The sequence below is a fragment of the Pseudorhodoplanes sp. genome (assembly GCF_035565855.1).
Classification (GTDB): Bacteria; Pseudomonadota; Alphaproteobacteria; order Rhizobiales; family Xanthobacteraceae; genus Pseudorhodoplanes.
Window position 1 is genome coordinate 15,355 of record NZ_DATMRX010000170.1, and the last position, 12,815, is coordinate 28,169.

The 12,815-nt window shown below is 65.0% G+C and carries 8 protein-coding genes; 3 read left to right on the forward strand and 5 right to left on the reverse strand.

Annotated features, from left to right (window positions below):
• Positions 1–39: 39 nt before the first annotated feature.
• The gene (locus tag VN004_RS09325) at positions 40–510 is read left to right on the forward strand and encodes an Hsp20 family protein (protein WP_325609238.1); all 471 of its coding nucleotides are present in this window, start codon (positions 40–42) and stop codon (positions 508–510) included.
• 89 nt (positions 511–599) lie between these two features.
• On the opposite strand, the gene VN004_RS09330 is transcribed toward VN004_RS09325, so the two are convergent.
• From VN004_RS09330 to VN004_RS09340, 3 genes are all read right to left on the reverse strand, one after another.
• Positions 600–1,415, reverse strand: coding sequence for a hypothetical protein (locus VN004_RS09330; protein WP_325609239.1), 816 nt, complete (start codon positions 1,413–1,415; stop codon positions 600–602).
• Between the two features lie 131 nt (positions 1,416–1,546).
• On the reverse strand, positions 1,547–2,155 hold the full coding sequence (locus VN004_RS09335) for an NAD(P)-dependent oxidoreductase (protein ID WP_325609241.1): 609 nt from the start codon (positions 2,153–2,155) through the stop codon (positions 1,547–1,549).
• An 11-nt stretch (positions 2,156–2,166) separates the two neighbouring features.
• Entirely contained in the window at positions 2,167–3,222 is a 1,056-nt protein-coding gene (locus tag VN004_RS09340; protein ID WP_325609243.1) for a low specificity L-threonine aldolase, read from the reverse strand.
• A 486-nt stretch (positions 3,223–3,708) separates the two neighbouring features.
• Here VN004_RS09340 and gltB point away from each other — a divergent pair, with 486 nt between their 5' ends.
• Together gltB and VN004_RS09350 are read left to right on the forward strand one after the other, a co-directional pair.
• Complete coding sequence (gene gltB, locus VN004_RS09345) at positions 3,709–8,406, forward strand: glutamate synthase large subunit (protein ID WP_325609245.1); 4,698 nt, start codon at positions 3,709–3,711, stop codon at positions 8,404–8,406.
• A 12-nt stretch (positions 8,407–8,418) separates the two neighbouring features.
• Complete coding sequence (locus tag VN004_RS09350) at positions 8,419–9,837, forward strand: glutamate synthase subunit beta (protein WP_325609248.1); 1,419 nt, start codon at positions 8,419–8,421, stop codon at positions 9,835–9,837.
• A 10-nt stretch (positions 9,838–9,847) separates the two neighbouring features.
• Here VN004_RS09350 and VN004_RS09355 read toward each other — a convergent pair whose 3' ends face one another.
• Positions 9,848–11,347 (reverse strand): DUF459 domain-containing protein, encoded by a 1,500-nt coding sequence (locus VN004_RS09355; protein WP_325609250.1) that lies wholly within the window; start codon positions 11,345–11,347, stop codon positions 9,848–9,850.
• A 96-nt stretch (positions 11,348–11,443) separates the two neighbouring features.
• The gene (locus VN004_RS09360; RefSeq protein WP_325609252.1) at positions 11,444–12,775 is read right to left on the reverse strand and encodes a lytic murein transglycosylase; all 1,332 of its coding nucleotides are present in this window, start codon (positions 12,773–12,775) and stop codon (positions 11,444–11,446) included.
• Positions 12,776–12,815 lie beyond the last annotated feature (40 nt).

A 12,815-nucleotide genomic window follows, 5' to 3' on the forward strand; every position in this document is an offset into this window, starting at 1 on the left:
GACCTCGTATCGCACATGTCGCTTCAAGGAGGACATATCATGCGTCACTTCGATCTCACTCCCTTCTATCGTTCTACCGTTGGCTTCGACCGACTTTTCAGTCTGCTTGACCAGACGGCTGCCGAGAGCGCGCCCGGCTATCCGCCCTACAACATCGAGCGGACCGGCGAGAACGCGTACCGGGTCAGCGTAGCGGTCGCGGGCTTTGCGGAGAACGAGCTCAAGATCGAGCTGAAGGAAAACACCCTCACCATCCGCGGCGAAAAGCAGCAGAAGACGGAAGAGAAATCCGGCGAAGTCCTGTACCAGGGCATTGCCGCCCGCGCGTTTGAGCGCGTCTTCCAGCTCGCCGACTTCGTCCAGGTGAAGGGCGCCACTCTCGAGAACGGTCTCCTGCACGTGGATCTCGTCCGCGAGATTCCGGAGGCCAAGAAGCCGCGGCAGATTCCTATCAACGCTGCCAGCGGCAAGGTGATCGAGGGTCAGGTCGAGACCAAGGCGGCCGCTTGATCGGCTGAAGGTCCGACAATCATCCTTCGGGAAGGGAGCGCCCCGGGTGACCGGGGCGCTTTCGCTTGTCAGGCCCCTCGTGCATTGTCCTAGAAGCGGATGGCCTCACCTGGCTTGTCTTCCGGTTTCTTCGCATCCTTCGGCTTGCTCAGATCGATGACGCGAATGTCCTTCTGGTCGGCTGCCGGCTTGGCGCCAGCCTCCGGCTTCGCGGCAGCTTCCGCCGCAGCCTGAGCAGGCTTGGCGACAGGCGGTTTCGCCGGTTGTTCGGCTTTGGGCTTGCCGCTGTCCGATCCTGCCGCCGCGGGTTTGTTCGCGGGCGTCCCGTCGGGTTCGCCGGCTTTGGCGAGCGCGGGACGCGGACGCGGCACCGGCGGGTTCGCCTTTCGACCCTGATCGCGCGCCGCATCCTTGCGCGGAGCCGGGGCAGAGCGTTGGACCGTGCCGGTCGCGGCAGGATCGCGCGGCAGGCGCGCGTTGCGCTCCGGTGGCAGCGCTGCCTGCTGGCGATCATTATCGAAGAACTCGTCGTCATCGGGCGGCGGCATGCCGGGACCCGTCGCGGGCGGCGCGCCTGGCACCACGCCCGGAGGCCGCATCGGGGGGCCGTCGGGCGCGCTGTGCGGCGGTCCATCGAAGCCACGGCCGCCGACAGGACGCACCGCAAGCACCTGCCCGTCGAATGCATCGACCACCACGTTGACTTCGCGGCCCTGGCGATCCACCGCCGCGACCACGTAACGGCCACGCATCCAGGCCGGACGCCCGACCACGCGCATCCCCATCGAGGCAATGATCGTTGTCACTTCGTGCGCCGGCAGAAGGTCCGCGGCGACCGGCTGTGCCTGAACCGGCGCGGCGGCCAGCGCGGTGACGAAAGCCGCAAGAAGAACAGAGTGTTTCACGTCGCCCCTCCCCGGAGCCGAGACCGAACCCGGAGGTGAAGCTGCGCGCCGAATTGGGCGCGGCTACGGCGGAATTTCAGCGGCTTTGAATCAGCCGCGGATCATTTTGCGACCATCGATCGCGCACACGTTCAGTACGCGACTGAGAAATGCGCGCGCGAGCGCTTGTGCTGTTCGAGTTCGTCGACCAGCGCTACCGCGTAATCCTCGAACGAGATCGTGCTCTTGCCGTTTGCGTCGGTCATCAGCCGGTTGTCGCCGACGCGGAATTGGCCGGTCCGCTCGCCGACCGCGATCACCATTGCGGGGGAGAGGAAAATCCAGTCGAGATCGTCTGCGGCCTTCAGCTTCTCGAGAAAAGCGGCGCCCGCCGTCGCCTCCGGCTTGGCGGCTTCCGGAAATTGCGGCGTGTCGAGGAGCTTGCGGCCCGGCTCGACTTCAAGGCTGCCCGCACCGCCCATCACGGCGTAACGTTTCACGCCCGAGGCCCGCACCGCGCCGATCAGCACATCGGGATTGGCCTGCACAAAGCGCACCGCGCTGACCACTGCGTCGTGACCGGCGAGCAATCCGGGAAATCCGATGTCGTTGATGTCGCCGCGCCGCACGGTGATATTCGGTCCGGTCGGAACCTTATCGGTGTTGCGGGCGATGGCGGTGACCTGATGTCCGCGCCTTGCCAGTTCGGAAACGATGCGCGATCCACCGCGCCCGGATGCGCCGACCACTGCGACCTTCATGTTCTTCCCCCCTATCCCGCGCGCACCAGCGCCACGAACCGATCCACATCCGGCTCCATGGTAGCGAAGGAGGTGACGAGCCGCACCAGCATCTGGTCCTCACCGATCACCACGTCGTCGCCTGCGAGCGTATTCGGGCGCACGTAATAAGTCGCCCCCGCGGATTTCAACTTCCCATCGAGCGCCGTCGGCAGCAATGCGAAAACGATATTGGCTTCGACCGGCCAGACGATGGAGATACCCGCGCCGCGCAAGCCGTCCGCCAGCCGGTCGGCCATCGCATTGGCGTGGCGCGCGAGGCTGAGCCAATAGCCGTCCGCCAGATACCCCTCGAATTGCGCGGCGAGGAAACGATGCTTCGACAACAAATGTCCCGCGCGCTTGCGCCGCTCGGCCATGGACGCGGCGCGTGCCTTGTCGAAGAAGACCACGGCCTCGGCCGCCATGGCGCCGCCCTTGGTCGCGCCGAAGGACAAAACATCGATGCCGGCTTTCCAGGTCATCTCCGCCGGAGTCGCATTCATGCGCGCAAGCGCATTGGCGAAGCGCGCACCGTCCATGTGCACAGCAAGGCCGTTCGCATGGGCAACCTCGGACAAGGCCGCGATCTCGTCGACGCGGTAGATGGTGCCGGCTTCGGTCGCCTGGGTGAGCGAGACGCTCGCCGCGTTGACCTGGTGCGGCACATGCCCGGAATATCGTGCGATCGCCCGCTCCAGCCGGTCGCGCGACAATTTGCAGTTCGCGCCCGGTAGCCCGATCAGTTTCAGCCCGCCCCCGAAAAATTCGGGCGCACCGCATTCGTCGGTCATGATGTGCGCCTGTTCGTGGCACAGCACCCCGCCCCATGGCGGGGTCACATGGGCGAGCGACAGGGCATTGGCCGCGGTTCCCGTGGGAACAAGGAACACCGCGGGATCGCATTCGAACACCTCGCCAATGGTCCGCTCGACCCTTTGCGTGGCCGCATCGTTGCCATAACCGAGGGCGTAACCCTGATTGGCCCGCACCAGCGCATCGAGGATTCCGGGCGCAATGGCCGCGGTGTTATCGCTTGCGAAATTCACTTCGGGGTCCTGTGATTGGCTACGGTCCGGCCTGACCTTGGGTCGCGAGGGAAGCCGAGGGATAGCAGAGAGCGGACGCGGCGAAACCCTGCCGCGCAAAATTGGTTCACGTGCCAGCGCAGAATCCGCTTGTTTGGACTGTCGGCCCCGGAAAGAATAAACTTTGGAAGAATGCCAGAGCGGCCCCCGTCCGCCCCTTGTCGGCTGGGGAAAAATTTGGCAAAGATGAGATAGGACAGCATTGCTGTCCCACTTTGCCAGTCGCGACGGCGGATTTCGAAGTCCTGCCGACGGAGGCGCACGGTGCAGCTCGGCATCGAAGCGCCGCCTGCCAGGCAGCCGCAAGGACGCACCCGCCGTCGGGTGCGGACCTCGGCTGCCTCACCGAGCACGAACTGCTGTTGAGCGCAGTGCCGCGAGACCGGCATCGCGATAACGGCAGATACCGCCGAAAGACTGAGTATGGATGCCGTGGAGACGAACCGGATGATCGACCGGGGAATTCAGCAGAAGCGGGTCGCGCTACGCGCATCCGATTTTGCCGATTCCGCCGATCCCGGCGTGCCTGCGGCGGCCGGGCTCTACGATCCTGCGCTCGACAAGGATTCCTGCGGCGTCGGCTTCATCGCCGACATCAAGGGCCGCAAGTCGCACCAGATCGTCGAGGATGCGCTGACGATCCTCGTCAATCTCGAACATCGCGGCGCTGTCGGCGCCGATCCACGCGCCGGCGACGGCGCCGGGATTCTCGTCCAGATCCCGCATGCCTTCTTCGCCAAGAAGGCGAAGGAAAATGGCTTCACCCTGCCCGCCCCCGGCCATTACGGCGTCGGCTTCCTGTTCCTGCCGCGCGACGAGGAATGGCGCGACGAGATCCGCAAGACTTATGAAGAGGTCGCGGCCAAGGAAGGCCTGAAGATTCTCGGCTGGCGCAAGGTGCCGACCGACAATTCGACGCTCGGCGAATCCGTCAAGCCGACCGAGCCCGTGCATATGCAGGTCTTCGTCGAGCGGCCGGCGCATATCACGAACGAACAGGATTTCGATCGCCGCCTCTACATCATGCGCAAGGCGATCTCGAACGCGATCTATTTGCGCCGCGAACGCCGCCTGTCGGGCTATTACCCAGTGTCGCTGTCATGCCGCACGGTGATCTACAAGGGCATGTTCCTCGCCGATCAGCTCGGCACATATTATCCCGACCTGCACGACCCGGATTTCGCGTCCGCGCTGGCGCTCGTGCATCAGCGCTTCTCGACCAACACCTTCCCGACCTGGTCGCTCGCGCATCCCTATCGCTTCATCGCGCATAACGGCGAAATCAACACGCTGCGCGGCAACGTGAACTGGATGGCCGCGCGGCAGGCATCGGTATCGTCGCCGCTGTTTGGCGACGACATCCATAAGCTCTGGCCGATTTCCTACGAAGGCCAATCCGACACCGCCTGCTTCGACAACGCGCTCGAATTTCTTGTGATGGGCGGCTATCCGTTGTCGCATGCGATGATGATGATGGTGCCGGAAGCCTGGGCGGGCAATCCGCTCATGGATGAGCAGCGTCGCGCCTTCTACGAATATCACGCCGCCCTGATGGAGCCGTGGGACGGTCCCGCCGCTCTCGTCTTCACCGACGGCACGCAGATCGGCGCAACGCTCGACCGCAACGGCCTGCGTCCGGCGCGCTACTGCCTGACCCGCGACGATCGCATCATCATGGCGTCCGAGATGGGCGTGCTGCCGATCGCCGAGCGCGACATCGTCAAGAAGTGGCGGCTGCAGCCCGGCAAGATGCTGCTGGTCGACCTCAAGGAAGGCCGCCTGATTCCGGACGAGGAATTGAAGGCGCAGATCGCCAAGTCGCACCCCTACAAGGAATGGCTGCACGCGACCCAGCTCGTGCTCGAGGATCTTCCCGAGAGCGGCGGCAAGGTGCCGCTGTCGAACCTCTCGCTGCTCGATCGTCAGCAGGCCTTCGGCTATACCCAGGAAGACATCAAGATCCTGCTCGCGCCGATGGGCTCGACCGGCGAGGAAGCGATCGGCTCGATGGGCAATGACACGCCGATCTCGGCGCTGTCGGACAAGTCGAAGCTCCTCTACACCTATTTCAAGCAGAATTTCGCGCAGGTCACGAACCCGCCGATCGATCCGATCCGCGAAGAAATCGTGATGAGCCTCGTCTCGATCATCGGGCCGCGGCCGAACCTGTTCGACATCGAAGGCACCTCGACCACCAAGCGGCTCGAAGTGCGCCAGCCGATCCTGACCGACAAGGATCTCGAAAAGATCCGCTCGATCGGCGACGTCGAGGACAACCATTTCCGGTCCTGCACGCTGGACACGACCTTCGCCGCCGATCAGGGCGCCGCCGGACTTGAGCCCGCGCTCAAGGCGCTGAAGGCGCAGGCCGAGAAGGCGGTGCGCGACGGCTTCAACATCATCATCCTGTCCGATCGCAAGGTCAGTGCGGAGCGGGTGCCGATCCCTGCTTTGCTCGCATGCGCCGCGGTCCATCATCACCTGATCCGCGAGGGGCTTCGCACCTCGGTCGGTCTTGTCGTTGAGTCCGGCGAGCCGCGCGAAGTGCATCACTTCGCCTGCCTTGCGGGCTACGGCGCGGAGGCGATCAATCCCTATCTCGCGTTCGAGACCCTGATCGCGATGAAGGATGCGCTGCCGCAGAAGCTCGACGACAAGGAAATCATCAAGCGCTACATCAAGTCGCTCGGCAAGGGCATCATGAAGGTGATGTCCAAGATGGGCATCTCGACCTATCAGTCCTATTGCGGCGCGCAGATTTTTGACGCGGTCGGTCTGAGCTCGGACTTCGTCGCGAGCTATTTCACCGGCACGCATACAAGGATCGAGGGTGTCGGCATCGCCGAAATCGCCGAAGAGACGGTGCGCCGCCATCGCGATGCCTTCGGCGACGCGCCGGTCTATCGCGACGCGCTGGATGTCGGCGGCGAATATGCCTATCGCGTGCGCGGCGAGGATCACGTCTGGACCGCGCAGACGGTCGCGAACCTGCAGCATGCGGTCCGCGGCAATTCCTATGAGCAATATCGCGCCTTCGCCCGCGCGCTGAACGAACAGTCCGAAAAACTGCTGACGATTCGCGGCCTGTTCCGCCTGAAGACCGCGGAAGAGGATGGGCGCAAGCCTGTGCCGCTCGACGAAGTCGAGCCGGCCAAGGAGATCGTCAAGCGCTTCGCGACCGGCGCGATGTCGTTCGGCTCAATCTCGCGCGAGGCGCATACGACGCTCGCGATCGCGATGAACCGGATCGGCGGCAAGTCCAATACCGGCGAGGGCGGCGAGGAAGCGGATCGCTTCAAGCCGATGCCGAACGGCGACTCGATGCGCTCGGCGATCAAGCAGGTCGCCTCGGGCCGCTTCGGCGTCACCACCGAATATCTCGTCAATTCTGACGTGATGCAGATCAAGATGGCGCAGGGCGCAAAGCCCGGCGAAGGCGGGCAATTGCCCGGCCACAAGGTGGATCGCGTCATCGCCAAGGTGCGCCATTCGACGCCGGGCGTCGGCCTGATCTCGCCGCCGCCGCACCACGACATCTATTCGATCGAAGACCTCGCGCAGCTCATCTACGACCTCAAGAACGTCAATCCGGCCGGCGACGTCTCGGTGAAGCTCGTGTCCGAGGTCGGCGTCGGCACCGTTGCCGCCGGCGTCTCCAAGGCGCGTTCGGACCATGTGACAATCGCCGGCTTCGAGGGCGGCACGGGCGCCTCACCGCTCACCTCGATCAAGCATGCCGGGAGCCCCTGGGAAATCGGGCTCGCCGAAACGCATCAGACGCTGGTCAACAACCGCCTGCGCGGCCGCATCACGGTGCAGGTCGATGGCGGCATCCGGACCGGTCGCGACGTCGTGGTCGGCGCCCTGCTCGGCGCCGACGAGATGGGCTTTGCCACAGCTCCCTTGATCGCGGCCGGCTGCATCATGATGCGCAAGTGCCATCTCAACACCTGCCCCGTCGGGGTCGCGACGCAGGACCCGGTGTTGCGCAAGCGTTTCACCGGACAGCCCGAACACGTCATCAACTATTTCTTCTTCGTCGCCGAGGAAGTGCGCGAACTGATGGCCGAGATGGGCTTCCGCACCTTCAACGAGATGATCGGCCAGTTGCAGATGCTCGATCAGCGCGCGGTGATCGCGCACTGGAAGGCGAAGGGGCTCGACTTCTCGAAGCTGTTCACCAAGCCGGTCGCGCCGGAAGGCGTCGCGATCTACAATGCCGAGCGGCAGGATCACAAGATCAGCGACGTTCTCGATCGCAAGCTGATTTCGCAGGCCGCTCCGGCGCTCGATCATGGCACGCCGGTGAAGATCACCACCGAGATCCGCAACACCGATCGCTCGGCGGGCGCGATGCTGTCGGGCGAAGTCGCCAAGCGCTACGGCCACGAGGGACTGCCGGACGACACCATCCATGTGTCGCTGACCGGCACGTCGGGCCAGAGCTTCGGCGCCTGGCTCGCCAAGGGCGTCACCTTCGACCTGCAGGGCGAAGGCAACGACTATGTCGGCAAGGGACTGTCCGGCGGCAAGATCATCGTGCGGCCGACCGATGATTCCGGGATCGTTCCGGAGGAGTCGATCATCGTCGGCAACACCGTGCTTTACGGCGCAATTTCGGGCGAGTGCTATTTCCGCGGCGTCGCCGGCGAGCGGTTCGCGGTGCGCAATTCGGGCGCGGTCGCCGTCGTCGAGGGCGCGGGCGACCATTGCTGCGAATACATGACTGGCGGCATCGTGATCGTTCTCGGTCCGACCGGGCGCAACTTCGCCGCCGGCATGTCGGGCGGCATCGCTTATGTGCTCGACGACAAGGGTGATTTCGAAAAGCTCTGCAACATGTCGATGGTCGAACTCGAGCCGGTCCCGGCCGAAGAAGACATCAACGAGCGCTACTATCACTCCAAGCACGATCTTGAGACCGCCGGCCGCGTCGAGATTCTGACCGACATGACTCGGCACGATGCGGAACGCCTGCGCTACTATATCGGTCAGCACGCCAAGCTGACCGGATCGGCGCGCGCAAAGGCGATCCTTGCCGACTGGAAGACCTATTGCGGAAAATTCCGCAAGGTCATGCCGCTCGAATACCGCCGCGCCCTGAAAGAGATGCAGGCCGCGCAGGCGCTTGAGGCCGCTGAGTGAGACGCCGCGTCAATGGGTAAGATTACGGGCTTCCTCGAAATCGATCGCGAGGATCGTGACTACGCTCCGGTCGAGGAGCGTATCAAGCATTATCGCGAATTCGTGCTGCCGCTGCCGGAAGGCGAGACTCGCCAACAGGCGGCGCGCTGCATGGATTGCGGCATCCCGTATTGTCACAACGGCTGCCCGGTCAACAACCAGATCCCGGACTGGAACGACCTCGTCTACCGCGGCAATTGGGAAGAGGCTGCGCGCAATCTCCTCTCCACCAACAATTTCCCGGAAGTCACCGGCCGCGTCTGTCCGGCGCCGTGCGAAGCGTCCTGCACGCTGAACATCGACGACAATCCGGTCACCATCAAGACCATCGAATGCGCGATCGCCGACAAGGCGATCGAAAGCGGCTGGATCAAGCCGGAACCTGCGCAGCACAAGACCGGCAAGAAGGTCGCGATCGTCGGCTCGGGTCCGGCGGGCCTTGCCTGCGCGCAACAGCTCGCGCGCGTCGGTCACGAGGTCCATGTCTTCGAGAAATGGGCGAAGGCCGGCGGCCTTCTGCGTTACGGCATTCCCGACTTCAAGATGGAGAAGGGCATCGTCGACATGCGCGTGCAGCAAATGGAAGCCGAAGGCGTCGTCTTCCATTATGGCGTCCATGTCGGCGTGACCATGCCGGCAGATGCGCTCCTCCGCGACTATGATGCAGTGGCACTGACCGGCGGCGCCGAACATCCGCGCGACCTGCCGATCCCCGGCCGCGAACTCGACGGCATCCATTTTGCGATGGATTTCCTGCCGCAGCAGAATCGCCGCGTCTCCGGCGAGCCACTCGGCGGCGTGAAGGAGATTCTCGCCGGCGGCAAGCATGTCGTCGTGATCGGCGGCGGCGATACCGGATCGGACTGTATCGGCACCTCGATTCGGCAGGGCGCCCTGTCGGTGACGAATTTCGAAATCATGCCGATGCCGCCGCAGCGCGAGAACAAGGCGCTGACCTGGCCCGACTGGCCTTACAAGCTGCGTACCTCATCGAGCCACGAAGAGGGCGCCCAGCGCGAATTCTCGGTGCTGACGCAGGGCTTCGAGGGTGAAAACGGCAAGGTCACCGCGATCCGTTGCGTGCGCGCCGATGACAAGATCAAGCCGATTCCCGGCACCGAATTCACGGTCAACGCCGATCTCGTGCTGCTGGCAATGGGCTTCGTGCATCCGGTGAAAGAAGGCATGCTCGCTTCGCTCGGTCTCGCGCTTGATCCGCGCGGCAACGCGAAGGCCAGCACCGATGATTACCGGACGTCGGTCGACAAGGTGTTCGCCGCGGGCGACATGCGGCGCGGCCAGTCGCTGGTGGTCTGGGCGATCCGCGAAGGCCGCCAATGCGCGCAGGCGATCGACACCTACCTGATGGGCACCAGCACGCTGCCGCGCTGATCGCTGCAGCTTACCGCCCGAACAATCCGAAGAAGAAGCGCGGTCCGGAATATTCAGGCGCCTGACGACGCCAGAAGGTCGGCGCCTGCTGCTGCGGCGGCCGTTGTTGGGCGACACGGGCTGCGGGCGTGGCCGCAGGCGTCCCCGGCTTCTGGCCGGGCTGCGCGGTTTGCAGCGCCGGCGCCGCGGGCGTCGGCGCCCGCACGATCGTCAGCGGTGCGCCGGTTGGCGGCAGCGGCTCGGACGCGACGAGGTTCGGTAGCCGCGGCGGCCAGGCCGGATCGTCCGCGCGGCCGGCTTCTGCGCGCTGCGGCTCGCCCTTGATCAGCGTGCGGCTGGCCACCGGCTCGAGCGCAGGCGCCTTCTTCTCGGCAGCAGGCCCGCCGGCGAGATCGGTCGGTTCCTGCAGCGGCGTCCCGAGCAGGATCACCGGACCGGCTAGCGGACGCGCGGTCGGGCCGGCGGGCTTTGCAGGCTGGGCTGGCTGCGGCTCGGCCGGGACGTTGAGCGCGGCCGGGATCGGCTCGCGCAGAACCCGCTTGAGATCGCGTTCGACGTAATGCGCGAGTTTGCGCGCGCCGAAGCGCGTGAAATGTACGCCATCGAGCGTGCGAAGTTGGCGGATCTGGCCGGTCTCGTCCGGTCCGCGCTGCATGAAGTTGCCGCGGTCGTCGACAAAGCCGTCCCAGGTATTCACGAAGATGAAGCCGGCCTTCTCGACACGTGGCCGGATCAGGTCATTGAGGTAATTCAGATCGGCCGTGGATTTGGCCCCGCGCACAGCCGGTACGCCGACCCATAGCACCGGCGCGTGCGCTGTGCGGAGCGCGGCGATCATCTCGTCGACCTTGGCGCCATAGAGCTCTTCCCACCGCTCGGTCCGAAATTCAGCCGGACCGGCGGGGCGTGCGCGCTGGGATTCCGACGCGGCGACCGCCGGCGTCTCGTCGTCATTGTCGGCCGGCTTTTGCTGCGCCGGTTGCGGCTGGGACAGCGGCTGCTGAGATTGCGACGGCTGAGGCTGCTGCGGTTGTTTCACCGGAACTTTCTCGCGGATCTCCTGCCGGTCATGCAGGCCGACCAGCACGACAACCGCTTGCGGCTTCTCGGCCGCGATCAGTTCGCGCGCGACCTTCGGCCATTCGGCCTCGCTCTTCTGCTCGTAACGGATCAGCCCGGAATAGGCGCGGTGCTTGCGCAGGATGCCGATTTCCGGGGTCTCGGCGAGTTGCTCCTCAAGGCCATAGGCCAGCCAGTCGGCGAGCGAATCGCCAAGCACGAGGATACGGATGGTCGGCGGCACCTCGGCCTTTTTCGGCGCGGGCGCGGTGGTCTGCTCCTGCTGAACCGGAGGCCGCGGTTTCTGAGGCCGGGGACGAAAAAACCGGTCGTCGAACGGGAAGAACTGGGCCTGCGCAGGCCAGCCGGTTGCCAGAACGGCCAGAGCGATCCCGCCGAGGACCAGCCGTGTCACGATCCGCCGCTTCTGCCTGTTTTCCTGCCGCGCCATAAGACCCGCGTCGATGCTGACCGGAGCCCTGCCCCGCTGACCGGGCCTGCATAGCAAAAGAAGATGGCAAGGCGAAGGTCGCGCCGCGCTTTGCCGTTAATTCCCCCGCAATCGCGCCAGCACGGTCGCCGTGGGGAAGCCGTCCGGCACAAGGCCTGCCCGCGCCTGGAAATCGCGGATCGCGGCCCGCGTTTTCGGACCGAAACGGCCGTCGGGCGTGCCGATGTCGAAGCCTCGTTGGGCTAGCAATTGCTGCAATTCCACGCGCTCCTCGCGGGTCAGCACGCGCTCCTGCCGCGGCCAGCCCTGCACGAAAGCCTCGCCGCCGCGCAGCCGGTCCGCCAGATGTCCGATCGCAAGCGCGTAAGCTTCTGCCGGGTTGTAGCGCATGATCACGCGAAAATTATTGAGCATCAGGAAGCCCGGCCCCTGGCTGCCGGCCGGCACCATCAGGAAGGCACGGTCGGACGATCGCGGGAACGGCTTGCCGCCCGGCCGCTGAATGCCGAGCTGCTCCCATTCGCGGATCGTCATCAGCTTGCTGCGGTCCGCCAGCATGAAATTGAAGTTTCTCGGGACCACGACCTCGTAGCCCCAGGTCTGACCGGTTTCCCAGCCGTGACGGCGGAAGTAATTCGCGGTGGAGAACAACAGATCGGGAATCGATGTGGTGAGGTCGCGCCTGTTGTCGCCGTCGGCGTCGACCGCGTAATTCTTATAGACCGTCGGCATGAACTGGGTCGGTCCGAACGCACCGGCCCACGACCCCTTCATCCGCTCCGGATGGACATCGCCGCGATACAGAAGCTCCACGGCAGCGAGGAATTCATTGCGGAAATAGTCCTGACGGCGACCGACACAGGCGAGCGTTGCGGTCGAACGCAGCACCGGGCGTTCGCCCATCATCGTCGAGTATTTCGATTCGATGCCCCAGATCGCAGCGACGATGTGACGATCGACACCGTAGGTCCGCTCCATCGCGTCGAATGTCGCGCGATGCTCGGCCAGCAATTCGCGTCCGCGCTGGATGCGCTCGTCGCTCACGAGCCGGTCGAGATAATCCCAGAAGGCGAGCGTGAACTCGGGCTGTCCGTCGACCAGATCCATGATCTTGAGGTCGGGCGTCAGGTCGCGGGTCAAGGCGTCGTAAGCCTGCTTCGGGACGCCGCGCTTCGATGCAGCGGGATAGAGGCGCTGCAAGCAGCCCTCAAAATCGGCCGCGGCGGCCCGGATCGCATCGGACGTCATCAGCGGGTGACCCGAGGCACCGGATTCTCCGCTCCAGTCCGGTCCGGTCGCCTGAGCAAAGGCGCGCCGGGCTTTGGCACCTTGCGGCAGTTGGGGCGACGGTGCGGCAGCAGGCGCCGGCGAAATCGATGAGGTGAACGCGCCGCGATCGTCTGCTGCGCCGCCCGTGCACCCGATCAGGGTGACTGCGAGCGCGGCGACTGGCCACAATCTTGCCGAA

Excerpts from the sequence above, each read along its gene's own strand:
- VN004_RS09325 (WP_325609238.1), top strand. The coding sequence starts at position 40 with ATGCGTCACTTCGATCTCACTCCCTTCTATCGTTCTACCGTTGGCTTC.
- VN004_RS09335 (WP_325609241.1), bottom strand. The coding sequence starts at position 2,155 with ATGAAGGTCGCAGTGGTCGGCGCATCCGGGCGCGGTGGATCGCGCATC.
- gltB (WP_325609245.1), top strand. The coding sequence starts at position 3,709 with ATGATCGACCGGGGAATTCAGCAGAAGCGGGTCGCGCTACGCGCATCC.
- VN004_RS09350 (WP_325609248.1), top strand. The coding sequence starts at position 8,419 with ATGGGTAAGATTACGGGCTTCCTCGAAATCGATCGCGAGGATCGTGAC.
- VN004_RS09355 (WP_325609250.1), bottom strand. The coding sequence starts at position 11,347 with ATGGCGCGGCAGGAAAACAGGCAGAAGCGGCGGATCGTGACACGGCTG.